The organism is Sphingomonas adhaesiva, from assembly GCF_002374855.1.
In the GTDB taxonomy this organism is placed as follows: Bacteria; Pseudomonadota; Alphaproteobacteria; order Sphingomonadales; family Sphingomonadaceae; genus Sphingomonas; species Sphingomonas adhaesiva.
This window is the reverse complement of the sequence record NZ_NWVC01000003.1, coordinates 394,234-419,076: the sequence shown is the minus strand read 5'-3', so window position 1 is coordinate 419,076 and position 24,843 is coordinate 394,234. Positions and strand designations below refer to the sequence as shown.

Sequence of the window (24,843 nt, the reverse complement as noted above, 5' to 3'; positions counted from 1 at the left end):
GCGCCGCCGATCAGAACTTGTACGTCACGCCCACATAATAATCGCGCGTGTACCGCTGATATTCGCGCACCAGCCGCGGGTCGTTCGCCTCGCTGGTGACGAACGGGGTGTCGGTCAGGTTCTTGCCCTGCAACAGGATCGACAGGCCGGTGAACGGTCCGGACTTGAACTCATAGCCGATCTGCGCGTCCAGCACGCCTTCTGCCTTGCCCTGGCGGAATTCCGGGTTGGCCGACAGGCCCGCCAACTCGGCCAGGAAGCTGGAGCGATAGCGATAGGTGGCGCGCGCCTGGAACCCGCCCTTCTCGTAGTAGGCGGTGCCGGTGCCGACCCAGCGCGACTGGCCGGGCAGCGTGATCGCCGTCGTCGGATTCGATCCGTACTTGATCGCGCTGTCGACATAGGTGCCGGTCACGAACACGCCGAACCCGTCCAGCGCGTCGGTGAACAGCTTGAACGGCAGCGATGCGGTCGCCTCCACGCCCAGCACGTCGCCGCCGCCCGAATTGGCGGGCTGCGACACCAGGCCGAACTGCGCGTTCTGGCCGCGGATCGTCGCCTGCTGCGCCGCGCTCAGCGCCGGCAGCAGCCCGGAGAAGTCGAACAGCGTCGAGCTGGCCGGATCGACGAAATCGGTCAGATGCTTGTAGAAACCGGTCATCGCGACATAGCCGCCGGCACCGAAATACTTTTCCAGGCTGACGTCGATATTGGTCGACTTGTACGGACGCAGGTTGACGTTGCCGCCGGTCGAGCTGAACGGGCTGTTCTGCGGCAGGCTGCCGCGCCCGATCTTCGACACGTCGATCGCCACGTCCTGCGTGATCCGCTCCTGGTCGAGGCGCGGGCGCACCATCGTCTGCGCGCCGTTCAGCTTGACGTAGAAGCCCGGGTCCAGCTCGACCGACATCGTCGCGGACGGCAGGACGTTGGTGTAGCGCACCGTGCCGCTGACCGGCGCGGTGGTGACCGTGCCGTTCAGCAGGCTGGCGATCCGCCCGTCGGAGCTTTGTTCGGTATGGACGACCTGGACGCCAATCGTCCCCTTCAGCGGCTTGCCGCCCGCCACGCCGTCGATGACGATCTTGGCATAGCCGGTCCACACGTCTTCGCTGACGACATTGTCGCGCACCAGCGACGACGGCCGCGCATCGAACGACTGGTTGAGCAGGCCGTAGACCTTGAGCGGATCGTAGGTCAGCATCCGCGGCACGCCCAGATAGTCCAGGCTCACCTGCCGGTCGAGCAGCACGTCGGCCGGCACTGCGATGCTGGTCGGCGTGCCGCTGGCGACGGTGCAGTTGGTGCCGCCGCCCTGCGGGCACAGGAAGTAGGAGGTGTAACGGCTGTCCTTCTGCCGGCGGCTGAAATTGCCGCCGACTTCCCACCCCTTGATGACGCCCAGGTCGCCGAACTCGCCGTCCAGGCTGGCGCGCAGCGACTTCAGGTCGTCGACGAAATCGGGCCGGTTCAGGAAGCCGGCCTGCACCACCGCGCTGGTCCCGTTGAAGCCCCAGCCGCGCGGATCGGTCAGCCGGATGATGCCGGTGTTGCTGTAATCCAGCGTCGGCACGATCCCGAACGTGCCGTTGCCGTTCTGCGTGATGCGGATCACGTCCTTCGCGCCGGTGGTGTTGTATCCGGTGCCCGAATAGGTTTCGAGCAGGAAGTCGGTGCGCGTCGCGCGGCTCCAGCTGGCATCGACCTTCAGGTGCGTCGTCTCGCCGATCAGCAGGTCGTTGTTCCAGCCCAGCGACAGGTTCTCGGCGGTGCGCCGGTTATAGTCGTTGCGCTGCACCGCGACGACATTGTTGATCGTCGCCGCCGTCACCAGCCCGTCGGTCACCGTATAGCCGGGGGAGATCGTCGTGCCCGCGCCCCAGCCGGGGTTGATCGGGAATTCGATGCCGCGCAGCCGCTGCGTTTCCTCGAAGTGGGAATAGAGCGCATCGAACGTCGAATGGAGCCGGTCGGACGGCTGCCACTCGATCGTGGCGACGCCGCCGTACCGCTTCAGCAGGTTCGACTGCACATAGGGCTTGGCCCCGCCCAGGATCAGGTTGTTGCCGACTTCCGGCGCCGCGGGGAAGCCCCAGGCGGCATAGCGTTCGATCTGCGTCGGGGTCTGCGTCGCCGACGCGCCGATCGCGATGCCCAGCGTGTCGTTGGCGAACTGGTCGACATAGGTCGCCGACGCGCGATAGCCGTAGCGGGTGCCGTCGGGGTTCAACGCCTTCCTGTCGTTCATCTGGCCGCGGCCGGACACGACGATCGTCTGCTTGCCCTGCGCCAGCGGGCGCAGCATCCGCAGGTCGACGGTGCCCGAAATGCCCGCCGCGATCAGCGCCGGGTCCGCGCCCTTGTAGACGTTGACGTTCTGGAAGAATTCCGACGGATACTGGTCGAACTCGACACCGCGGTTGTCGCCCACCGTCACCTGTTCGCGCCCGTTGAGCAAGGTGGTGGAGAAGTCCGGCCCCAGCCCGCGGATCGACAGCCGCTGGTCGCGCCCTTCCAGCCGCTGCGCGGTGACGCCGGGGATACGCGCCAGCGAATCGGCGATCGACACGTCGGGCAGCTTGCCGATGTCCTCCGCGGACACCGAATCGACGATCACCGTCGCATTGCGCTTGGTCCGTGCCGATGCCTCCAGCGACCCGCGGATACCGGTAACGACGATCGTGCCGGCGTCGACCTCCTCCGGGGCGGTCGCACCGGGGGCGACCGGGCCGTTCGCGGGGTTCTCCACCGGCGCGTTCTGCGCGGCCGGCGCGCCCTGCGCGAACGCCGGCGTGGCGGCGACGGTCAGCGCCGCGACGCTGGCGCCCAGGATCAGCGCGGTGCGGCGGCGCATGGCAATGGTGCTGGAATAGCTCATGAAAATCCCCTCCCTGTTACCCGCGTCGCGTCTTCGGCACGCTGTCGGGCGCCGCCCCACGGGCTGGCTGTTCCCGCGATGTGACGCAGCCGCGGGCATTCGGGAAGGAAACGGCATACGTATTCACGGCGACCATATTCTCGCTGTGACATTCCCGTTACGGTGGTCTTGGGAGAAGGGGATCGCATGTCGCAGGACAAGCCGACGTCGTTCGATATCGCCGAGCTGGCGGGGGTGTCGCAGCCCACGGTCAGCCGTGCGCTGCGCGGCGACCGCACGGTCAGCGAGGCGACGCGGATGCGGATCGAGGCGATCGCGCGGCAGCTGAACTACAAGGTCGACAAGAACGCCTCGTCGCTGCGCCGCGGCCTGACCAACACGCTGGCGCTGCTGTTCTTCGAGGATCAAACCCCCGACGATTCGCTCATCAACCCGTTCTTCCTGGCGATGCTGGGGTCGATCACGCGCACCTGCGCGAAACGCGGCTTCGACCTTCTGGTGTCGATCCAGCAGCTGTCGGCCAACTGGCACGTCGATTACGAGGACAGCCGCAAGGCGGACGGCATCATCCTCCTCGGCTATGGCGATTACGAGGTATATCGCGCGCGCCTCGACCAGCTGGTCGCGCAGGGGACGCATTTCGTGTGCTGGGGCGTGGTGCAGCCGGGGCGGCCAGGCACGACGATCGGCTGCGACAATGTCGAGGGCGGGCGGATGGCCGCGCAGCACCTGATCGACCAGGGCCGCCGCCGCATCGCCTTCCTGGGCGACGCATCCGAACATTATCCCGAATTCGCCAACCGCTATCGCGGCTATGCCGCCGCGCTGCGCGATGCCGGGCTGCCCGTCGATCCCGGGTTGCAGGTCGACGTGATCGCGTTCGAGGAGGCGGGGCAGGAAGCGGCGCAGCGGCTGATCGCGCGCGACATCCCGTTCGATGCGATCTTCGCCGGATCCGATCTGATCGCGATCGGCGCGATGCGCGCGCTGGCGGAGGCGGGGCTGTCGATCCCCGGCGACGTCGCGATCGTCGGGTTCGACAACCTGCCCGCCGCCGCCAGCGCCAATCCGCCGCTGACCACGATCGCGCAGGATTACGGCCGCGCGGGCGAATTGCTGGTCGATGCGCTGATCGCGCAGCTGTCCGGCCGGCCGGTGTCGGGCGAATTGCTGGCCCCGCGACTGGTGACGCGCGCGTCGGGCTGACCCGCCCGCCCCGCCGCAGGAAAAAACGGCGAACTATACGCCGGCTATATGCGATCGCCGGGAATCGCTCTCGAATTGCTACGCGACATGCGCCTAATCGCTTGCCCCTGAAGGTGCCGCGACATGGCCGGCACCACGCAAATTGGGGTGCTTTATGTCGTTTCGTCTGGCGGCCGCGGTCATCGCAGCGGTCGCATGTCCCGTCGCCGCTCATGCGCAAAGCGCACCGCCGGACAACGCCGCGGCCGCGCCGCGCCCTGCCGTGACGGTCAGCGGCGCCGCGACGATCGCATCGGACTATCGCTTCCGCGGCGTCTCGCAATCCGACCGGCACATGGCGGTGCAGGGCGGGATCACCATCGCGCACGACAGCGGGCTGTACGTCGGCACCTGGGCATCAAACCTCGCCGGCTGGGGCACGTTCGGCGGCGCCAACATGGAGCTGGACCTGATCGCCGGATACAAGGCGCAGTTGGCCGACGATGCGACGCTCGACGTCGGGCTGACGTGGTACATGTATCCCGGCGGCGCGGCGAAGACCGACTTTGCCGAACCCTATGCGAAACTGACCGGCACCGCCGGCCCCGCCACGCTGACCGCGGGCGTCGCCTATGCCCCGAAACAGCAGGCGATCGGCAAATGGTACGACACCGGCGCCGCAGCCGCGGCGGGGGTGTACGACCATCCCGGCGCCAGCGCCGACAATCTGTACCTGTGGGGCGATGCCGCGGCGGCGATCGCGGGTTCGCCGATCACCGCAAAGGCGCATATCGGGCACAGCCGCGGACAGGACGGGCTTGGCCCCAACGCCACCGCCGTCGCGCCGACCGGCCGCTACTGGGACTGGTCGCTGGGCGCCGACGCCGCCGTGGCGCGGAACCTGACGGCCAGCCTCAATTATGTCGGCACCGACATTTCGGATCGCGACGCCGCCTATCTGCGCCCCAGCTTCAGCCGGGGCCAGGACGGCACCGGCAATATCGCCGGCGGCGCGGTGGTCGCGTCGCTGACCGCCGCTTTCTGACGCGAAAGGACCGTCATGCAGGACATGCTGTGGATCGCCGTGATGCTGGGGCTGGTGGCGCTGACGCTCGCCTTCGTCCGGCTGTGCGACAACGCCTGAGGAGGCCCGCGATGACCATCGACCTGTGGCTCGCCGCGATCACCGCGCTGGGGCTGCTCCTTTATCTGGTGGCGGTGCTGATCCGCCCCGAACGCTTCTAGAAGGGAGGCGGACCATGACGTTTCAGGGCTGGTTCCTGATCCTGGGCTTCACCGCGATCGTGGTGGCGCTCGCCAAGCCGATCGGCCTGTGGCTGTTCGCGCTGTACGAAGGGCGGCGCACGCCCGTCCACATCCTGTTCGCGCCGGTGGAGCGCGGCTTCTACCGGCTGGCGGGGATCGACCCGGCGCAGGAACAGGGGTGGCGCCGCTATGCGGTGCACATGCTGCTGTTCAACGCGGTGCTGATGGCCTTCACCTACGCCGTCCTGCGGCTTCAGGCGGTGCTGCCCGGCAATCCGCAGCGGCTGGCCGCGGTCGGCGAGCATCTGTCGTTCAACACCGCGATCAGCTTCACCACCAACACCAACTGGCAGAGCTATGGCGGTGAGGGCACGATGTCGAATCTCAGCCAGATGCTGGGGCTGACGATCCACAATTTCCTGTCCGCCGCGACCGGGATCGCGCTCGCCTTCGCGCTGTTCCGCGGCTTCGCGCGACGCGAGGCGGCGACGGTCGGCAATTTCTGGGCCGACGTGACGCGGATCACCCTGTACCTGCTGCTGCCGCTCTGCGCCGTGCTGACGATCGCCTATATCGCCTGCGGCGTGCCGCAGACGCTGGCCGGCGTCGTCGACGTCCAGACGCTGGAGGGCGCGCGCCAGTCGCTGCTGCTCGGCCCGGTCGCGTCGCAGGAAGCGATCAAGATGCTCGGCACCAACGGCGGCGGCTTCTTCAACGCCAATTCGGCGCATCCGTTCGAAAACCCGTCGGCGCTGACCAACCTGATCCAGATGCTGTCGATCTTCGCGATCGGCGCGGGGCTGACCTGGACGTTCGGCAAGGCGGTGGGCAACACCCGCCAGGGCTGGGCGATCCTGTCGGCGATGATGGTCCTGTTCCTGGCCGGCGTCACCGTCGCCTATGGGGCGGAAGCCGGGGGCAACCCGGTGCTCCACGAGCTGGGCGTCGCGGGCGGCAATATGGAGGGCAAGGAGGTGCGCTTCGGCATCGCCGCCTCCGCGCTGTTCTCGGTCGTCACCACCGCGGCGTCGTGCGGCGCGGTCAATGCGATGCACGACAGCTTCACCGCGCTGGGCGGGCTGGTCCCGCTGTTCAACATGCAGCTGGGCGAAATCGTGATCGGCGGCGTCGGCGCGGGCATCTACGGCTTCCTGCTGTTCGCGATCCTGGCGGTGTTCGTCGCCGGGCTGATGGTCGGGCGCACCCCCGAATATGTCGGCAAGAAGATCGAGGCGCGCGAGGTGAAGCTGGCGGTGCTGGCGATCGCGGTGCTCCCGCTGATGATCCTGGGGCTGACCGCGCTGTCGTCGGTGCTGCAACAGGGGCTGGCCGGACCGCTCAACAAGGGGCCGCACGGTTTCAGCGAGATCCTGTACGCCTTCACCAGCGCGGTCGCCAACAACGGCTCCGCCTTTGCCGGGCTGACCGCCAGCACGCCCTATTACGACGGCCTGCTGGGCGTCGCGATGTGGGTCGGGCGGTTCTTCATCATCGTGCCGATGCTGGCGATCGCCGGCAGCCTCGCGGCGAAGAAATACACGCCCGAAGGTGCCGGGTCGTTTCCGACCACCGGCGCGCTGTGGGTCGGCCTGCTGATCGGGATCATCCTGATCCTGGGCGGCCTCACCTTCCTGCCGAGCCTCGCGCTCGGTCCCATCGCCGATCATCTCGCGATGATCCGCGGCCAGCTGTTCTGATCGGGGGCCGACATGGCACATTCCCAGACCAAGAGCCTGTTCACCGCCGACCTTGTCATGCCGGCGGTCAAGGCATCGTTCGTGAAACTCAACCCGGCGGAGCTGGTGCGCAATCCGGTGATGTTCGTCACCGCCGCGGTCGCGGCGCTGATGACCGTCCTGCTGGTGATCGGCCATGATCCGCTGTCCTTCGGCTTCAAGCTGCAACTGGCGGCGTGGCTGTGGCTGACCGTGCTGTTCGGCACCTTTGCCGAGGCACTGGCGGAGGGGCGCGGCAAGGCGCAGGCCGCCTCGCTGCGCGCCACCAAGGCGGAACTGACCGCCAAGCGGCTGACGGGCGACGGCCGCACCTTCGACACCGTGCCCGCCAGCCAGCTCAAGGTCGGCGACGTGGTGCTGGTCGAAACCGGCGACCTGATCCCGTCCGACGGCGACGTCGTGTCCGGCGTCGCCTCCGTCAACGAAGCGGCGATCACCGGCGAAAGCGCGCCGGTGATCCGCGAGGCGGGCGGCGACCGTTCCGCCGTCACGGCGGGCACGCGCGTCATCTCCGACGAGATCCGCGTCAAGGTGACGGTGGAACCGGGCCACGGCTTCCTCGACCGCATGATCGCGCTGGTCGAGGGGGCGGAGCGGCAGAAGACCCCGAACGAGATCGCGCTGACACTGCTGCTGGTCGGGCTGACGATCATCTTCCTGATCGCGGTCGGCACGATCCCGGGCTTTGCCGCTTATGCCGGCGGCAGCATCCCGGTCGCGATCCTGGCGGCGTTGCTCATCACGCTGATCCCCACCACCATCGCCGCATTGCTGTCGGCGATCGGCATCGCGGGGATGGACCGGCTGGTGCGGTTCAACGTCCTGGCCAAGTCGGGCCGCGCGGTGGAGGCGGCGGGCGATATCGACGTGCTGCTGCTCGACAAGACCGGCACGATCACGGTCGGCGACCGTCAGGCGGCCGAGTTCCGCGCGGTCGGCGGCGCGGGCGAGGCGGAGCTGGCCGAGGCCGCGCTGCTCGCCAGCCTGGCGGACGAAACGCCGGAGGGCCGCTCGATCGTCGTCCTGGCGCGCGACCGCTTCCATCTCGATCGCGCGATGCCCGACGGGGCGCAGATCATCCCCTTCACCGCGCAGACCCGCGTGTCGGGGATCCGCTTCGCCGACACGCTGATCCAGAAGGGCGCGGTCGATTCGATCCTGCGCGCGAACGAAGGGTCGGGGCTGACCGCGGCGGCGACCGAATTGCGCCGCATCACCGACGAGATCGCCCGCGCCGGCGGCACCCCGCTGGCGGTCGCGCGCGACGGGCGGCTGCTGGGCGCGATCTTCCTCAAGGACGTGGTGAAGGCCGGCATCCGCGAACGCTTCGGCGAATTGCGCACCATGGGCATCCGCACCGTGATGATCACCGGCGACAATCCGCTGACCGCCGCGGCGATCGCGGCGGAGGCCGGGGTCGACGATTTCCTGGCGCAGGCCACCCCCGAGGACAAACTGGCGCTGATCCGTCGCGAACAGGGCGGCGGGCGGCTGGTGGCGATGTGCGGCGACGGCACCAACGATGCCCCCGCGCTGGCGCAGGCCGACGTCGGCGTCGCGATGAACACCGGCACCCAGGCCGCGCGCGAGGCGGGGAACATGGTCGACCTGGACAGCGACCCGACCAAGCTGATCGAGATCGTCGGGCTGGGCAAGCAGCTGCTGATGACGCGCGGCGCGCTGACCACCTTCTCGGTCGCCAACGACGTCGCCAAATATTTCGCGATCATCCCGGCGATGTTCGTCGCGCTCTATCCGGGGTTGGGCGTGCTCAACGTCATGGGGCTGGCCTCGCCGCAATCGGCGATCCTCAGCGCGATCATCTTCAACGCGGTCATCATCCCGATGCTGGTGCCGCTGGCGCTGCGCGGCGTCGCCTATACACCGATGGCGGCCGGGCCGCTGCTGGCGCGCAACCTGGCGATCTATGGCCTTGGCGGCCTCGTCGCACCGTTCATCGGCATCAAGCTCATCGACATGCTCGTCGGTGGCCTCGGCCTGGCGTAAGGAACATTCAGATGGGCAAGGATATCACCTCCGCACTGCGACCCGCGATCGTCATGGCGCTGCTGTTCGCGGCGCTGCTCGGGCTGGGCTATCCGCTAGCGATGACCGGGATCGGGCAAATGCTGTTCCCGGCGCAGGCGAACGGCAGCCTGGTGCGCGACGATGCGGGCCGCGTGATCGGTTCGACCGTCGTCGGGCAGGCGTTCGTCAGCGATCGCTATTTCGACACCCGGCCGTCGGCGGCGGGCAAGGGCTATGACGGCCTCGCCTCCTCGGGGTCGAACCTCGGCCCCGCCGCGCGCCCGCTGGCGGATCGCGTCACCGCCGATGTCGCGCGCTACCGCGCGGCGGGGGTCGCCGGCGCGCTGCCCGCCGATCTGGTCACCACCAGCGGATCGGGGCTGGACCCCGACCTGTCGCCCGCCGCCGCGCTGGCGCAGGCGCCGCGCGTCGCGCGGGTGCGCGGCCTGCCGCTCGGCCGCGTGACCGCGCTGGTGGAACGGCAGACCCGCGCGTCGCTGCTGGGCGACCCCCATGTCAACGTGCTGGCGCTCAACCGCGCGCTGGACGCCATGGCGCGCTGATGCCCGCCCCCGCCAGCGGACGGCCCGATCCCGATGCCCTGCTGCGCACCACCGCGCAGGAGGGTGCCGGCCGGCTCAAGATCTTCCTCGGCGCCGCCCCCGGCGTCGGCAAGACCTATGAGATGCTGTCCGAGGGCGCGGCGCGGCGGCGCGACGGGGTCGACGTCGTCATCGGCGTGGTGGAAACGCACGGCCGCGTCGAAACCGAGGCGCTGACCCGCGGGCATGAGGTGATCCCCCGCCGCGCCGTCCCCTATGAGGGGCGCACGCTCCACGACATGGATCTCGACGCGATCCTGGCGCGCGCCCCGCGACTGGTGCTGGTCGACGAACTGGCGCACACCAACGCGCCCGGCAGCCGCCACGCCAAGCGCTACCAGGATATCGAGGAGCTGCTGGCGGCGGGGATCGACGTCTATTCGACGGTCAACATCCAGCATGTCGAAAGCCTCAACGACGTCGTCGCCAGCTTCACCCGCGTGCGCGTGCGCGAAACGGTCCCCGACAGCATCCTGGAAACCGCCGAGATCGAGGTGGTCGACATTCCCCCGGACGAGCTGATCGAGCGGCTGAAGGCGGGCAAGGTCTATCTGCCGCAGGAGGCGACGCGCGCGCTGGGGCATTTCTTCTCACGGTCGAACCTGTCGGCGCTGCGCGAACTGGCGCTGCGCCGCGCGGCGCAGGCGGTCGATGCGCGGATGCTGGACGACGTGCGCGCGCTGGGGCTGGGCGGCACCTGGGCGGGCGGCGACCGCATCGTCGTGGCGATCAGCGAACTGCCCGGTGCCGACGGGCTGATCCGCGCCGCCAAGCGCATCGCCGACGGGCTGCGCGGCCCCTGGACGACGCTGTTCGTCGAAACCCCGCGCGCCGCGCACTTCACCGATGCGCAGCATGCCAGCGTGGCCGCCGCAATGACGCTGGCGACGCAGCTGGGCGGCGCGGTCGCCACCGTCCCTGCGCCGACCGTGGTGGAGGGCATCCAGAGCTTCCTGGCCGATTCGCGTGCCACCCAGCTGGTGCTGGGCAAGTCGCGTCGATCGCGCTGGTTCGAATGGCGCCACGGATCGGTGGTCGACCGGCTGATCCGCGACACGCCCGACGTCACCGTCCACGTCCTGCCGGTGGCGGCGGAGGCGCCCGCCGGCCAGCGCGGCGCGCGGCGTCCCGGCTCCTGGGGCACGCCCGCCGGCTATGCCGTGACCAGCGCGATGGTCGCGGGTGTGACCGCGGCGGCCAGCGCGCTGTTCCACGTCCTAGACCTCGGCAACGTGGCGCTGCTGTATCTGTTGCCGGTGATGGCCGCGGCCAGCCTCTACGGCCTGCGCACCGGGCTGTACGCCGGCTTCGCCTCCAGCCTGGCATACAATTTCTTCTTCCTGCCGCCGGTCGGCACGCTCAGCATCAACAATCCCGAGAATATCGTCTCGGTGTTCGTCCTGATGGGCATCGCGATCGCGACCAGCCAGCTGACCGCGCGGGTGCGCGCGCAGGCCGATCTGGCCGCCGCCAGCGCGCGCACCAATGCCACGCTGGCCGGTTTCCTGCGCCAGATCGCGGGCGTCACCGATGCCGATCGCGCGGCGCAGATGATCTGCGACGACGTGCGCCGGCTGCTGGGGGTGCAGGCGATCCTGCTCGGACCCACCGCCGACACCCACCTGGGGATCATCGCCGCCAGCGATCCGGCCTATCGGCTGGACACGGTGGACGCCGCAGCGGCGGGCTGGACGCTCGACACCGGACAGCCCGCCGGAAAGGGTTCGGGCACGCTCGCCGCGTCGGAATGGCTGTTTCAGCCGCTGAAGGCGGGCGAGCGTATCCTGGCGGTGCTGGGCGTCGCCAGCGACAGTGCCGGCGATCCCGTGCGCGCCGATCAGCTGCCGCTGCTCAGCAGCCTGATCGACCAGTCGGCGCTGGTGCTGGAACGGCTGCGGCTGCAGGCGGAAATGCGCGACGTCGATGCGGTGCGCACCCGCGACCGGCTGCGCGCCGCGCTGCTCTCCTCGGTCAGCCACGACCTGCGTACCCCGCTCACCGCCGTCATCGCCGCGGCGGACCAGTTGCCCGCGGGCGCCACCCCCGAACTGATCGCGACGATCCGCGCGGAATCGGCGCGCCTCAACCGCTTCGTCGCCAACCTGCTCGACATGGCGCGGATCGAGGCCGGGGCGATCCGCCTCAACGTCGAGGCGACCGACCTCAGCGACGCGGTCACCGGCGCCGCGCACGACGCCCGCCGCGCGCTGGAGGGGCATGCCGTCCGGCTCGACGTGCCGCCCGACCTGCCGCTGGTGCGCGTCGATCCGCAGCTGCTGCACCATTGCCTGCTCAACCTGCTCGACAACGCCGGGCGCTACGGCGATCCGGGCAGCGAGATCGTGATCGAGGGGCGCAACCGCTTCGGCGAGGTGCGGCTGGCGGTGCTCGATCGCGGCCCCGGCCTGCCGCCGGGGCAGGAGGCCGCCGTATTCGAAACCTTCACCCGCCTCGCCGGGTCCGACCGCGCGATCGGCGGCACCGGGCTGGGGCTTGCCATCGTCAAGGCGTTCGCCGACGCCATGGGCATGGGCGTGGAGGCCGCCAATCGCCCCGACGGTGACGGCGCGGGCGGGGGCGCCCGCTTCACCCTCACCTTCCCCCCCGCGCTGATCGTGCGCGATCCTTCCACCGGGAACCCCGACTGATGCCCGCCAGGATACTCGTCGTCGATGATGAAGCCGCGATCCGCCGCCTGCTACGCAACACGCTGCTGCGCGCCGGGCATGAGGTGGTGGAGGCCGGCACGGCCGCCGACGCGCTGCGGCTGGCGGCGGCGGAGCGGCCCGACGCTATCCTGCTCGACCTCGGCCTGCCCGACCGCGACGGGCTGGGCATCATCCCGCTGCTGCGCAAGCAGGGCGATGCGGTGATCCTGGTCGTTTCCGCGCGCGAGGCGGTGGAGGAAAAGGTCACCGCGCTCGACCTGGGGGCGGAGGATTACGTCACCAAGCCGTTCGATACCGAGGAACTGCTCGCCCGCCTGCGCGTAGCGCTGCGCCATCGCGGGCCGGCGGCGGAGGTGGCGGCGGGCAAGGTCGTGGTGCGCGGCGATCTGGCGATCGACCTCGACCGGCGGATCGTGACGCGCGGCGGCGTGGACGTGCACCTGACGCGCAAGGAACATGACGTGCTGGCGCTGCTGACGCGCCACATCGGCCGGATCGTCACGCACGACCGGCTGCTGGCATCGTGCTGGGGCGGGGACGAGGATGCGCGGATCGAATATCTGCGCATCGTCATCCGCAACCTGCGCCAGAAGCTGGAGGCACCCGACCCCGTCGGCAGCGTGATCGCCAACGAACTGGGCGTCGGCTACCGCCTGCGCAGCGACGGGTGACGACGCCGACCCTTTCCTTTGCCGAATATATATGATTTATCCAGCTCATTCTTTGGCAATGGCGTAACGGGGTCGACATGCGGATCAATCGGTGGCTGACGGGGCTGGTGGCGGTGATGTGGCCGGGCATCGCGTTCGCGCAGGCGAGCTTCGATGCGACCAGCCGGATCTTCCGACTGGACGGGGGCGAGGTGACCTATGCGTTCAAGGTGAATGCCCAAGGGATCCTCCAGTCGGTCTATTGGGGGCGCCGCCTGCCCGATCGCGCGCCGCTCGCCGCGCCCGAACTGTCGGGGCTGAGCGGGTTCGACGTCGCCGCCAATGTCGTGCCGCAGGAATATGCCGGCCAGGGCGGCGGCCTGTACGCCGAACCGGCGCTGAAGATCACCTGGCCGGACGGGAACCGCGACCTCGTCCTCCACTATCGCAGCCACCAGATCGACGGCGACACGATCCGCGTGACGCTGTCGGACCTCGACCGGCCGGTGTTCGTCACGTTGACCTATACGATCGACCGCGGCACCGGGGTACTCGCGCGCTCGGCACGGATCGAAAATCGCGGCACCGACGACGTGCGCGTCGATCAGGCGGCGGGCGCCGGGCTGACGCTGCCGGTCGCCTATGACTATCAGCTCCATTATTCGACCGGGCGCTGGGCCGCCGAATGGACGTTGCAGCACCGCCCGCTGGTCGCCGGCTCGACCGTGCTGGAAAGCCGCCGCGGATCGACCGGCAGCCAGAACAACCCGTGGTTCATGGTCTCGCGCGATGCCACGACCGAGGATCACGGCCCGGCGTGGATCGGCGCGCTGGCGTGGAGCGGATCGTGGCGGATGACCTTCGACCAGGATGTCACCGGGCGCATCCGCATCACCGGCGGCTACAATCCGTTCGACTTCGCCTATCGCCTGCGCGCCGGCGCGCAGCTCGACACGCCGGTCATGTACGTCGGCTATTCCGACGAGGGGAAGGGCGGCGCCAGCCGGCTGTTCCACCGCTTCCAGCGCGAACGGATCCTGCCGCACGCGGGCGATGCGCCGCCGGCGCTGCGCAAGGTGCTGTATAACAGCTGGGAAGCGACCTATTTCGACGTGAGCGAGGCCGGGCAGATGGCGCTGGCCGAGCGCGCCGCGGCGCTGGGCGTCGAACGGTTCGTGATGGACGACGGCTGGTTCGGCGCGCGCAACAACGACAAGGCGGGACTGGGCGACTGGACCGTCAACCCGGCCAAGTTCCCGCGCGGGCTGGGGCCGCTGATCCAGAAGGTCCGCTCGCTGGGGATGGACTTCGGCCTGTGGGTCGAACCGGAGATGATCAATCCCGACAGCGACCTGTTCCGCGCGCATCCCGACTGGGCGATGCAGTTCAAGGGCCGCCCGCGGACGGAGGGGCGCAACCAGCTGGTGCTGAACCTGGCGCGCACCGACGTGCGCGACCATGTGCTCAAGGTGCTGGACGACCTGCTGACGCAGAACGACATCGCGTTCCTCAAGTGGGATTACAACCGCAACTGGTCCGAACCGGGCTGGCCCGATGCGGACGTGGCGGAACAGCAGACAATCTACGTCGCCTATGTCCGCAACCTCTACTGGATCATCGACGAACTGCGCCGCCGCCATCCGCGCGTGGAGATCGAAAGCTGTTCCGGCGGCGGCGGGCGCGTCGACCTGGGCATCATGGCGCGCACCGACCAGATGTGGCCGTCCGACAATACCGACCCGTACGACCGGCTGCTCATCCAGGACGGCTATACGCAGGCCTATGCCCCCGCCACGATGATGGCCTGGGTGACCGACAGCCCCAATTGGGTGAACCAGCGCCAGACCACGCTGCCGTTCCGCTTCCTGTCGGCGATGCAGGGCGGGCTAGGGATCGGCACCAACCTCAACAAATGGACCCCGGCGGAGGTGGAGACCGCGCGCTATTACGTCGCCGCGTACAAGCGCATCCGCGAAACGGTACAGCGCGGGTCGCTGTACCGCCTCAACCGCGAAAGCCGCGCCGATCCGCGCTGGACCAACCTGTACGTCGCCGCCGACCGGTCGCAGGCGGCGCTGTTCACGCTGGTGGGATCAACGCACAAGCTGGATGTGATGCCCACGATCAACCTCGCCGGGCTGGACGCGGAGGCGACCTACCGGATCGAGACGATGGAGGGCACCCCCCTGCCCGCCACGATCCCCGCCAGCGCGACCGGCGCCTATTGGATGAACCACGGCGTCGACGTGACGCTGCGCGGGGACTTCCAGGGCATGGGGTTCATCCTGTCGCGCACCGGGCGTGGCGAGCGACGCTGATATTATCATACGTTTATGTGACGGAAATCACACATACCGGCCACTTTTAACCCCCGCACGCGACGTTTTTATCTCGACAACGCCACTAAAGTCATATTTATTATCCCCAACAACAGGGGAGGCTGACATGGCGCAGATTCGGAATCACACGCAACGACTGGCGGCGGCGGTGCTGCTGTCGGGAACGGCACTGGCACTGTGCGCCGCGCCCGCCCTGGCCCAGACAGGCTCGGGCGCTGCCGCCCCCGACGCGTCCGGCCCCGCCGGCGCGCAGATCGACCCGGCCGGCGCCCCTGCTCCCGGCGACGACATCGTCATCACCGGCATCCGCGCCAGTCTGGCCAGCGCGCTGGAGCTGAAGCGCGATACCGTCGGCATCGTCGACGCGATCTCCGCCAAGGACATCGGCGAGTTCCCCGACGCCAACATCGCCGAATCGCTGCAGCGGATCACCGGCGTGTCGGTGGACCGCGTCAACGGCGAAGGGCGCGGCATCACCGTCCGCGGGCTGGGGCCGGAATTCAACACCGTGCTGCTCAACGGCCGGCTGCTGTCGACCGAGGGCGGCGGGCGCTCCTTCTCGTTCGACATCCTGTCGTCGGAACTCATCACCGGCGCCGAAGTCTACAAATCGTCGGAGGCGCGGCTTCAGGAAGGCGGCATCGGATCGACCGTGATCCTGCGCACCGCGCGTCCGACCGATCGCGCCGGCTTCCACATGGCGGGCAGTGTCGCCGGCCGCCACGACAACACCGCCGACCGCATCACCCCGGTCGTCTCGGGCGTCATCAGCGCCTCGAACGAGGATCGCACCTTCGGCGTGCTGGCCAGCTTCATCTACGACAAGCGCATTTCGCGGCTGTCGAACGTGTCGACCGACGGCTGGATCACCAACCAGAATATCGACACCAACAATGATGGCGTGAAGGACACCCGCCCGGTCCAGGCGGACGGAACGCGTGCGCAGGGCGTGGCGCTGCCGCGGACGGTCAACTTCACCTCGACCCGCAACGATCGTGAGCGGATCGGCGGGACCTTCGCGGTCGATTATGTGGCGTCTGATACGCTGAAGTTCGCGTTCGACGCGCTCTATACCCAGCAGAAGACCGCCAGCGTCACCAACCAGCTGGGCTATTACACCGATCCCGACCGGATCACCTCGGCGACGTTCAACGCCAATCGCACCGTTACCAACTTCACGGTGCTGCCCGCCACCGCCACGTCCGGGCTGGCGTCAGATAACATCCTGGCCACCAATCCGCAGAACGCGCGCACCTATCAACTGGGCATCAACGCCGAGTGGAAGCCCGCCGAGGCGCTGACATTGGTCTTTGACGCGGCGCATTCCAATACCCGCAACGATTCCGACCAGCTGTTCTACGTCGTCGGCACGCGCCAGATCGGGGTCACGCCCACCTTCACGCTCGCCGGGCCGGACGGGCTGCCGTCGATCACCAACACGCTGGCCACCAACGACAAGTCCGCGCCGCGGCTGCACTGCTGCTCGGAACGCGGCGGCCGCAACCGCGACACGGTGAACCAGGCATCGGTCGACGCCACCTGGGACATCGGCACCGTCCTCGACAAGCTGCAGGGCGGCCTGCTGTTCACCAACCGCAAGAAGACCACGGTGGTGCGCGAATCGCCCGAACCGCTTGGCTGCTTCTACTGCGGCTATCAGGCGGTGGCGCCGGGATCGCTGTTCACCGATTTCACCGCCAACGTGCAGGGACGCAACCTGACCTGGCTGACCTATGATCGCGACGCGCTGGTCAGCTATTACGGGTCGGACGCGGCCGTGTCGCAGATTTCGGACGTCGACGCGCGCAACCGCTTCCTGGCGGTGTATCGCGGCAACAACAACAGCCTCGACCCGATCGATCGCGATCGTGGCTCGGGCACGGTGCGCGAAAACACCTTCTCCGGATACCTCCAGGCCAGCCTCAAGGGCGACTTCGGCAGCAGCCGCTGGACCGCGATGGCCGGCGCGCGCCTGGTCCATACCGACGTCTATGCCACCGGCTATTCGGTGACGCTGCTCAACATCATCCAGAACCCCGCCGATCCCACCGCGGCGGTGCCGGTGTACAGCCCGACGGTGCCCGTCGATGCGCGCAACAAATATACCTACATCCTGCCAACGCTGAACTTCCGGCTCGACATCACCGACCAGCTGACCGCGCGCCTTGCCGGCTCGCGCACCCTGACGCGGCCGACGCTCAGCCGGTTGGGGCTGTCGCAGGACTTCGTGTTCCGTCCGCCCGCCTCGAACACGGTCAGCGGCGGCAACCCGTTCCTGAAGCCGTTCCTGGCGTGGAACGCCGACGCCTCGCTCGACTATTATTTCAGTCGGACGAGCTACGCGAGCCTCGCGGGCTTCTACAAGAAGCTGGAGAACTTCATCATTTCGGGCCAGCAGCCGGAGGAGTATTTCGGGCTGACCTTCCTCGCCAACCGTCCGTACAACGCGCAGAAGGGCGACGTGTACGGGCTTGAGGCGGCGATCCAGACCACCTTCGACTTCCTGCCCGCGCCGCTCGACGGGTTCGGCGCCAGCGCCAACTATACGATGGTGAAAAGCTCGATCCGCTTCGACCCGTCGCTCAGCAACCAGTCGTTCAACGTCGAGGGGCTGTCCGACACCGCCAACGTGGTGCTGTTCTACGAAAAGGACGGGTTCCAGCTGCGCGGGGCGTACAACTGGCGCGCACCGTTCCTGCGCCAGACGTTCGGCCCGCAAAGCCAGCCGGAGAACATCTTCGGCTACGACCAGATCGACCTGAGCGGGTCGGCGCGGATCAACAGCAACGTCTCGGCCTTCTTCGAGGTGCTGAACCTCACCAACGCCAAGTTCCGCAGCTATTCGCGGTTCGAGGAACGGCTCATCACGGTGTCCGATCAGGGACGCCGCATCTCGCTGGGCCTGCGCGCCAGCTTCTGACCCAGGCGACCGGTCGCCGCGATGCCATGACGGTATCGCGGCGGCCGGCGCATGCTGGCATCATGCACGCATGACCGCCCCCCTTCCCCATCCGCTGCCCGATGGCCGCATCGCGCATGTCCTGACGCTGTCGCACGGTGCGTTGCGGGTGCGGATCACCGATCTGGGCGCGACGATCCTGTCGCTGTCCGCCCCCGACCGGCACGGCGTCTGCGCAAATGTGCTGGTCGGCCCCGACACGCCCGCCGCGCATTCGGCCGGCGGGGGGAGCGGCCCCTATGCCTATATGAACGCGACCTGCGGGCGCGTCGCCAATCGCATCGCGGGCAGCACCATGCCGCTGGACGGCGCCACGATCGCGCTCGCCGCGAACGAGGGCGCTCACCAGCTCCACGGCGGCCCGCACGGCTTCGACCGGGCGATCTGGCATATTGATGGTGCGGACGCGCGGCAGGTCACGCTGTCGCACGTCAGCCCGGACGGCGATCAGGGCTATCCCGGCACGTTGACCGCCACCGCGACCTTCCGTCTGGAGGATGCCGGGACGCTGTCGATCCGCTACGCCGCGCGCACCACGCACGCGACTCACGTGAACCTCGTGTCGCACCTCTATTTCAACCTGTCGGGCGTCGCGGGCTCGACGATCCACGACCATCGGTTGCGCATCGCCGCCGACGCGGTGCTGCCGATCGATGCGGCGGGAATCCCGCTCGGCACGCTCGCCCCGGTGGCGGACACGGCGTTCGATTTCCGCACGCTGCGCCGCGTCGGCGACGGACTGGACGGCGACGATCCCGCGATCGCCGCGCAGCACGGCTACAATCACAATTTCTGCCTGTCGCCGCCGCGCGACGCATTGCTGCTCGATCCGTGCAGCGGACGGCGGATGCACCTGTCGACCGACCAGCCCGGCCTCCAGCTCTACACCGGCAACGCGCTGTGCGACGGCTATCGCCCGCACGCGGCGCTGTGCCTGGAAACGCAGGGGTGGCCGGATGCCCTGCACCACGCGCACTTCCCCTCGACCCGGCTCGATCCGGGGGGCCAGTATCGGTCCGAAACGCTGCTACGCTTCGATACGCTCTAAAGCGCGCCCATCCGCCCGCCGTCGGCGACGATGTCCTCGCCCGTGACGAAGCGCGCCGCGTCGGACGCCAGGAACCGCACTACCGCCGCGATATCCTCGGGCTGGCCGATGTCGGCGGGGTCGATCTTCTCCTTGCCCGACCGGATGTTGGGGCTGTCGCGCAGCATCGCGGTGTCGATCGCGCCCGGCAGTACCGCGTTGCAGCGGATGCCGCGCTCGCGCCCCTCGATCGCGGTCGTCCGCGTCAGGCTGACCAATGCGGCCTTGGACGCGGCATAGGAGGCGACGTCGGGCGACGTGCGCCGCGCATGGACCGACGCGATATGGACGATCGACGCTCCTTCGCCCAGCACCGGCCACGCCGCCGCGGTCAGCAGCGCGGGCGCCACCAAATTGACCGCCAGCACCCGCTGCCAGTCGGCCGCGTCATGCGCCGCGACCGGCTTGAAGATCATCACCCCCGCGACATTGACCAGCACGTCGAGCCGGCCGAAGCGCGCGATCGTCGCGGCGACCATCCGCGCCGGCGCGGCCGCATCGGCCAGGTCCGCGACCAGGCTGTCGGGATCGTCCGGGATCGCGACATGGTCCGCCGCCATGACCGTCAGGCCATCGGCGCGCAGGCCGCGTACCACCGCGCCGCCGATCCCGCCTGCCGCGCCGGTGACCAGCGCGACGCGCGCGCCCTGTGCCGCCGCGCTCACCATTCGCGCAGCGACCCGTCGCGCCCGCGCCACACCGGGTTGCGCCAGCGGTGCGCGTCCTTCGCCGCCTCGCGCACGCGCGCCTCGTCGATCGTCACGCCCAGCCCCGCGCCCTCCAGCACCGCCACCGTGCCGCCCTCGACCGCCAGCACCGCCGGGTCGGTCAGATACGTCAGCAGGTCGGCCTCGGCATTGTTATAGTGGATGCCCAGCGACATTTCCTGGATCACGAAATTGGGCGCCGCCGCCGCCACCTGCAGGCACGCCGCCAGCGCCAGCGGGCCGAGCGGACAATGCGGCGCAAGCGCGACGTCATAGGCCTCCGCCATCGCCGCGATGCGCCGCCCTTCGGAGATGCCGCCCGCATGGCTCAGGTCGGGCTGCGCGATGTCGATCGCGCCGCGTTCCAGGAACGGCTTGAAATCCCAGCGCGAATACAATCGCTCGCCCAGCGCGACCGGCACCGTGGTCTGCGCGGCGAGCTGCGCGATCGCCTCGGGATGTTCGCTCAGCACCGGTTCCTCGATGAACATCGGGCCAAGCGGCTCCAGCGCGCGGACGATCTGGCGCGCCATCGGCTTGTGGACACGCCCGTGCAGGTCGACGCCCACGTCCATGCCGGTGTCCCTGACCAGCCCCAGCCGCTCCACCGCATCGGCGACCGCCGCCGGGCCGGCGAACCAGTCGAGGTCCTCGGTCCCGTTCATCTTGACCGCATCGAACCCCTGCTCGCGGCGCGCGCGCGCGGCTGCCGCGACGTCGGACGGGCGGTCGCCGCCGATCCAGGCATAGACGCGGATGCGATCGCGCACCCGCCCGCCCAGCAGGTCGGACACCGGCACCCCCAGCGCCCGCCCGCGCAGATCCCACAGCGCCTGGTCGACGCCCGAGATCGCGGACATCAGCACCGGCCCGCCGCGATAGAAGCCCAGCCGGTACAGCGTCTGCCACGCATCCTCGATCCGGTGCGCATCGGTGCCGATCAACCGGTCGCGCACCGCCTCCAGCGCGCCGGCGACCGCCTCGGCATGTCCTTCCAGGCTGGCCTCGCCCCAGCCGACCGCGCCGTCGGCGGTCTCGATGCGGACGAACAGCCAGCGCGGGGGAACCAGAAAATGCTCGATCTTCGCGATCGGCGACGTGGGCCGGGTCATCGACGTCAACGCTCCCTCTGGCGGGCGATGCGTAGCGCCGGCAGCCGCCCGGTCTGGCGCAGCCGGTCCGCGACCACCGCCAGCAACAGGATGCCGCCACGCACCACATATTGATAGAAAGTCGGCACGTTCATCAGGTTGAGCGCATTCTGCGCCGCGCCCATGATGAACACGCCCACGATGACGCCGGCCACCGTCGCGACACCGCCCGACAGCGACACCCCGCCCAGCACGCAGGCGGAGATCACCGCCAGTTCCAGCCCGATGCTGGTGTTCGGCTGCCCGCTGGTGATCCGCGCCGCCAGCACGATGCCCGCGACCGCCGCGACCATCCCCTGCAACACGAACACGGTGATGCGCACGCGGGTGATCGGGATGCCCGCCAGCCGCGCGGCCTCCGGATTGCCGCCGATCGCCAGGATGTTGCGCCCGAACACGGTGCGGTTCAGCAGCACGCCGAACAGCGCGAAACTGGCCGCCATGATCCAGATCGGCCAGCCGATGCCCAGCATCCCCCCCGATCCCAGCGCATAGAAACGCTGTGCGGGGATCGCGACGCTTTCCCCGCCCGACGCCAGGAACGCCAGCCCGCGCACCATCTCCATCGTCGCCAGCGTGACGATCAGCGAATTGACCTGCAACCCGGCCACCAGCGCGCCGTTGAACAGCCCCACCGCGGCGCCGCCCGCCAGCGCCGCGACGACGCCCAGCGCGACGCTGCCGGTCGCGTTGATCGTCACCGCCGCCAGCACGCCGGCAAAGGCGACGGTGGAGCCGACCGACAGGTCGACCTCGCGCATCGCCAGCACCAGCATCATCGTCGCCGCGATCGTGCCGACCAGCGTCACCGACAGCAGCAGTCCCTGCGCGTTGCGCACGCTCAGGAAATCGGGGACCAGCCAGCCGAGCAGGGCGACCAGCACGAACAGCGCCAGCAGCGGCCCGGCACGGGAAAGGAGCGAGGATGGCGTCATGCGGGGATCGTGTCCCTGTCAGGAGAGGATGGGTCCGGGAAAGAAGGCGCGGCAGCACCCTGCGGCAGCGCCAGCCGCATCAGCACGTCGGCGCTCGCCTCGGCACGCGGGACGATGCCGGCCACGCATCCCTCGCGCATCACCACGATGCGGTCGGCGACGCCCAGCACCTCGGCCATGTCGGACGACGCGAACAGCACCGCGCCGCCCGCCTCGGCGAACGCGTACATCCGCTCGTAGATCTCGCTGCGCGCGCCCACGTCGATGCCGCGCGTCGGCTCGTCCAGCATCAGGATACGCGCCTGCGCCATCAGCCAGCGGCCGATCACCGCCTTCTGCTGGTTGCCGCCGGACAGGGTCGCGATCGGCGTCGCCGGGCTGGCGGTCTTGACGCGCATCGTGTCGATGATCGCGCGCGCACCGCTGGCCTCGGCACGCGCGCGCAGCCACGGCGACGCGCCGCGCCGGTTGCGCCAGCCGATCGCGATATTCTCCTGCACCGCGGCCAGCGGGATAATCCCGGCGTCCTTGCGATCTTCCGGGCACAGCCCCAGTCCGGCGGCGATCGCGGCGCGCGGGTCGCCCGCCGCCAGCGGCTCGTCCCGCACCGTCACCGCGCCCCCGGTGCGCGGCGCGGCGCCGTACAGCAGCCGGAACAGTTCCGACCGCCCCGCGCCGACCAGCCCGAAGAAGCCGAGTATCTCGCCGTCCGCCACCTCGAACGACACCGGCTGGCGCAGCCCCGCGCCGGTCACGCCCTCGGCCCGCAGCGCCGCCGCCCCGGCGGGCCGCGCGCGATAGCCGTAGATGTCCGCGATCGCGCGGCCCGCCATCGCGGTGACGATACGGTCGGCGTCCGCCGGGCCGACCGGTGCGATATCGGTGACGTGCCGCCCGTCGCGCAGCACCGTCGCGCTGTCCGCCAGCGCATAGATTTCCTCCATGCGGTGGCTGACGTACAGGATCGCGGCACCGTCGCGGCGCAGTTCGTCGATGATCGCCAGCAGCCGGTCGGTCTCGCGCGCGCTCAGCGAGCTGGTCGGCTCGTCAAAGGCGATGATCCGCGCCTCGCGCAGCAGCGCGCGGCCGATCTCCACCATCTGTCGCTGCCCGATCGACAGCGAACGCACCGGCGTCGCCGGATCGATCGCCTCGCCCAGTCGCGCCAGCACCGCACGCGCGCGCTGCTGCAGTTCGGCATGGCGGATCCACCCGCCGCGCGCCGGCAGGGTTCCCAGCAGCAGGTTTTCCGCCACCGACAGGTCGGGCACCAGCTGCAGTTCCTGGTGGATGATCGCCACGCCAGCGTCCTGCGCCGCGCGCGGCCGGTCGAACCGACATGCGACGCCGTCGATCGCCAGCGTGCCGCGGTCGGGCTGGTACTGGCCCGACAGGATCTTCAGCAGGGTCGATTTGCCCGCGCCGTTTTCGCCGACCAGCGCGCGCACCTCGCCCGCCGCCACGGTGAAGCTGACGCCGTCCAGCGCGACGACGCCCGGAAAGCTCTTGCCGACATCCTCGAAGGCCAGCCGCGCGGTCATGCCGCCGCCTCGCGGGCCAGCGTGGCGCGCATCGTCGCGCGGGTCATCAGCGTCCCGCTGGTCAGCGTCAGCGGCGCCGGTGCGCGCGCATCGCGGATCCACGCGAACATCGCCGCCGCGGTGTCGTAGCCATGGCGCCGCGCGCTCAGCAGCACGGTGGCGAAGAAACCGGTCGGCACCGGCTTGGACAATTCGGCGATCGCCGCCTCCGATCCGCCGATGCCGATGCCGATCACCGCCGCGGGCGCGATGCGCAGTCCCTCGGCCGCGCGCACGCCCCCCACGACCGTCTCGTCGTTCAAGCCCAGGACGATCCAGCGTTCGATATCGGCATGCGCGGTCAGGATCGGCGCCGCCGCGGTGAACGCGCCTTCGGTGTCGGTGGTCCGCTGCGGCGCGTCGAACACGCGGGCGAAACCGCGCGCGCGCAGCGCCGCCACCGCCCCGCCGGTGCGTTCGCGCCCGGTATCCAGGCTGTCATAGGCGATGCGCAATATCCCGGTCCGCTCCCCCGACCAGCCGCGCCGCGCCGCTTCGTCCGCGGCGGCATTGCCCGCGACCCGACCGATCGCGTCGGCGGAGATGCCGACATGCGGGATGGCGGCGATCGGCCCGCCGTCCGGGCCGATCAGCCGGTCGTCCACCGACATCACCTTCATCCCGCTATGCGCCGCAAAGCCCGCGATCGCCGGGCCGAGCCGCGGATCGGGGGTGCAGATCACGAACCCGCCGGCATAGCGCGCATAGAGCGTCCACAAGGCCGACAGCACGCGGTCGCCATCCTCCGCCCCGATCGCGATCAGCGAAAAGCCCAGGTCGCGCGCCGCCGCGCGGGCGAACCGCCATTCGTCCTGAAACCATTGCTCCTGCGGCATCTTCACGACGAAGCCGATCCGCACGCCGCGCGTCGGCGCCGCGCGCGGTGCGCAACCGCCCAGCGCGGCCATGCCGACGACCGACGACAGACCGCCGAGCAGGGTTCTGCGCCCCGTCACCCCCTCCGCCATGTCGCCCTTCCCCAAGCCCTCATCACACCTGCATAATATCATACTTATTACAGGGGAAGCGCAAATTTGCGCCTTATCGACGATTGGCCTTCGCGCCACAGGT

At 69.4% G+C, this 24,843-nt stretch carries 17 protein-coding genes; 11 read left to right on the top strand and 6 right to left on the bottom strand.

Annotation, left to right across the window (positions count from 1 at the left end; translation table 11 throughout):
• Positions 1-10: 10 nt before the first annotated feature.
• A complete protein-coding gene (locus tag COA07_RS09270) occupies positions 11-2,878 on the bottom strand; it encodes a TonB-dependent receptor (protein WP_174525810.1) in 2,868 nt (955 codons plus the stop codon).
• A 186-nt stretch (positions 2,879-3,064) separates the two neighbouring features.
• On the opposite strand from COA07_RS09270, the gene COA07_RS09265 reads away from it, so the two are divergent.
• The 11 genes from COA07_RS09265 to COA07_RS09215 all read left to right on the top strand — a co-directional run bounded on the left by COA07_RS09265 (position 3,065) and on the right by COA07_RS09215 (position 19,360).
• Positions 3,065-4,084, top strand: coding sequence for a LacI family DNA-binding transcriptional regulator (locus COA07_RS09265; protein WP_066709569.1), 1,020 nt, complete (start codon positions 3,065-3,067; stop codon positions 4,082-4,084).
• A 154-nt stretch (positions 4,085-4,238) separates the two neighbouring features.
• Positions 4,239-5,108 carry a TorF family putative porin gene (locus COA07_RS09260; RefSeq protein WP_066709571.1) on the top strand — a complete coding sequence of 290 codons (870 nt, stop codon included), beginning with the start codon at positions 4,239-4,241 and terminating at the stop codon, positions 5,106-5,108.
• 110 nt (positions 5,109-5,218) lie between these two features.
• A complete protein-coding gene (gene kdpF, locus COA07_RS09255; protein ID WP_066709581.1) occupies positions 5,219-5,308 on the top strand; it encodes a K(+)-transporting ATPase subunit F in 90 nt (29 codons plus the stop codon).
• Between the two features lie 14 nt (positions 5,309-5,322).
• Positions 5,323-7,026: a potassium-transporting ATPase subunit KdpA gene (gene kdpA / locus COA07_RS09250; protein WP_066709583.1), complete on the top strand. Its 1,704-nt coding sequence runs from the start codon at positions 5,323-5,325 to the stop codon at positions 7,024-7,026.
• Positions 7,027-7,038: 12 nt separating this feature from the next.
• On the top strand, positions 7,039-9,072 hold the full coding sequence (gene kdpB / locus COA07_RS09245) for a potassium-transporting ATPase subunit KdpB (RefSeq protein ID WP_066709585.1): 2,034 nt from the start codon (positions 7,039-7,041) through the stop codon (positions 9,070-9,072).
• An 11-nt stretch (positions 9,073-9,083) separates the two neighbouring features.
• Positions 9,084-9,656: a potassium-transporting ATPase subunit KdpC gene (gene kdpC, locus COA07_RS09240; protein ID WP_096640843.1), complete on the top strand. Its 573-nt coding sequence runs from the start codon at positions 9,084-9,086 to the stop codon at positions 9,654-9,656.
• A complete protein-coding gene (locus COA07_RS09235) occupies positions 9,656-12,343 on the top strand; it encodes a sensor histidine kinase (RefSeq protein WP_096640841.1) in 2,688 nt (895 codons plus the stop codon). The genes kdpC and COA07_RS09235 overlap by 1 nt, the downstream gene beginning before the upstream one ends.
• A complete protein-coding gene (locus tag COA07_RS09230) occupies positions 12,343-13,035 on the top strand; it encodes a response regulator transcription factor (RefSeq protein ID WP_096640839.1) in 693 nt (230 codons plus the stop codon). Before COA07_RS09235 ends, COA07_RS09230 begins: the two co-directional genes overlap by 1 nt.
• A gap of 77 nt (positions 13,036-13,112) precedes the next feature.
• Complete coding sequence (locus tag COA07_RS09225) at positions 13,113-15,332, top strand: alpha-galactosidase (RefSeq protein WP_083956915.1); 2,220 nt, start codon at positions 13,113-13,115, stop codon at positions 15,330-15,332.
• A gap of 127 nt (positions 15,333-15,459) precedes the next feature.
• A complete protein-coding gene (locus COA07_RS09220; protein WP_066711655.1) occupies positions 15,460-18,273 on the top strand; it encodes a TonB-dependent receptor in 2,814 nt (937 codons plus the stop codon).
• 70 nt (positions 18,274-18,343) lie between these two features.
• Complete coding sequence (locus COA07_RS09215; RefSeq protein ID WP_066711656.1) at positions 18,344-19,360, top strand: aldose epimerase family protein; 1,017 nt, start codon at positions 18,344-18,346, stop codon at positions 19,358-19,360.
• On the opposite strand, the gene COA07_RS09210 is transcribed toward COA07_RS09215, so the two are convergent.
• The 5 genes from COA07_RS09210 to COA07_RS09190 are packed head-to-tail and all read right to left on the bottom strand — an operon-like array spanning position 19,357 to position 24,728.
• Positions 19,357-20,067, bottom strand: coding sequence for an SDR family NAD(P)-dependent oxidoreductase (locus tag COA07_RS09210; RefSeq protein WP_096640837.1), 711 nt, complete (start codon positions 20,065-20,067; stop codon positions 19,357-19,359). The two genes, COA07_RS09215 and COA07_RS09210, sit on opposite strands and share 4 nt — an antisense overlap.
• Entirely contained in the window at positions 20,061-21,218 is a 1,158-nt protein-coding gene (gene dgoD / locus COA07_RS09205) for a galactonate dehydratase (RefSeq protein ID WP_066713387.1), read from the bottom strand. Before dgoD ends, COA07_RS09210 begins: the two co-directional genes overlap by 7 nt.
• 5 nt (positions 21,219-21,223) lie before the next feature.
• On the bottom strand, positions 21,224-22,192 hold the full coding sequence (gene araH, locus COA07_RS09200) for an L-arabinose ABC transporter permease AraH (RefSeq protein ID WP_066713385.1): 969 nt from the start codon (positions 22,190-22,192) through the stop codon (positions 21,224-21,226).
• Positions 22,189-23,733, bottom strand: a complete 1,545-nt coding sequence (gene araG / locus COA07_RS09195) for an L-arabinose ABC transporter ATP-binding protein AraG (RefSeq protein ID WP_096640835.1) — start codon at positions 23,731-23,733, stop codon at positions 22,189-22,191. The genes araH and araG overlap by 4 nt, the downstream gene beginning before the upstream one ends.
• Complete coding sequence (locus tag COA07_RS09190) at positions 23,730-24,728, bottom strand: type 1 periplasmic-binding domain-containing protein (RefSeq protein WP_245842087.1); 999 nt, start codon at positions 24,726-24,728, stop codon at positions 23,730-23,732. Before COA07_RS09190 ends, araG begins: the two co-directional genes overlap by 4 nt.
• Positions 24,729-24,843 lie beyond the last annotated feature (115 nt).

What these genes read in the sequence shown, in the direction of transcription:
- COA07_RS09270 (WP_174525810.1), bottom strand. Translation starts at nt 2,878, where the DNA reads ATGAGCTATTCCAGCACCATTGCCATGCGCCGCCGCACCGCGCTGATC.
- COA07_RS09265 (WP_066709569.1), top strand. Translation starts at nt 3,065, where the DNA reads ATGTCGCAGGACAAGCCGACGTCGTTCGATATCGCCGAGCTGGCGGGG.
- COA07_RS09260 (WP_066709571.1), top strand. Translation starts at nt 4,239, where the DNA reads ATGTCGTTTCGTCTGGCGGCCGCGGTCATCGCAGCGGTCGCATGTCCC.
- kdpF (WP_066709581.1), top strand. Translation starts at nt 5,219, where the DNA reads ATGACCATCGACCTGTGGCTCGCCGCGATCACCGCGCTGGGGCTGCTC.
- kdpA (WP_066709583.1), top strand. Translation starts at nt 5,323, where the DNA reads ATGACGTTTCAGGGCTGGTTCCTGATCCTGGGCTTCACCGCGATCGTG.
- kdpB (WP_066709585.1), top strand. Translation starts at nt 7,039, where the DNA reads ATGGCACATTCCCAGACCAAGAGCCTGTTCACCGCCGACCTTGTCATG.
- kdpC (WP_096640843.1), top strand. Translation starts at nt 9,084, where the DNA reads ATGGGCAAGGATATCACCTCCGCACTGCGACCCGCGATCGTCATGGCG.
- COA07_RS09235 (WP_096640841.1), top strand. Translation starts at nt 9,656, where the DNA reads ATGCCCGCCCCCGCCAGCGGACGGCCCGATCCCGATGCCCTGCTGCGC.
- COA07_RS09230 (WP_096640839.1), top strand. Translation starts at nt 12,343, where the DNA reads ATGCCCGCCAGGATACTCGTCGTCGATGATGAAGCCGCGATCCGCCGC.
- COA07_RS09225 (WP_083956915.1), top strand. Translation starts at nt 13,113, where the DNA reads ATGCGGATCAATCGGTGGCTGACGGGGCTGGTGGCGGTGATGTGGCCG.
- COA07_RS09220 (WP_066711655.1), top strand. Translation starts at nt 15,460, where the DNA reads ATGGCGCAGATTCGGAATCACACGCAACGACTGGCGGCGGCGGTGCTG.
- COA07_RS09215 (WP_066711656.1), top strand. Translation starts at nt 18,344, where the DNA reads ATGACCGCCCCCCTTCCCCATCCGCTGCCCGATGGCCGCATCGCGCAT.
- COA07_RS09210 (WP_096640837.1), bottom strand. Translation starts at nt 20,067, where the DNA reads ATGGTGAGCGCGGCGGCACAGGGCGCGCGCGTCGCGCTGGTCACCGGC.
- dgoD (WP_066713387.1), bottom strand. Translation starts at nt 21,218, where the DNA reads ATGACCCGGCCCACGTCGCCGATCGCGAAGATCGAGCATTTTCTGGTT.
- araH (WP_066713385.1), bottom strand. Translation starts at nt 22,192, where the DNA reads ATGACGCCATCCTCGCTCCTTTCCCGTGCCGGGCCGCTGCTGGCGCTG.
- araG (WP_096640835.1), bottom strand. Translation starts at nt 23,733, where the DNA reads ATGACCGCGCGGCTGGCCTTCGAGGATGTCGGCAAGAGCTTTCCGGGC.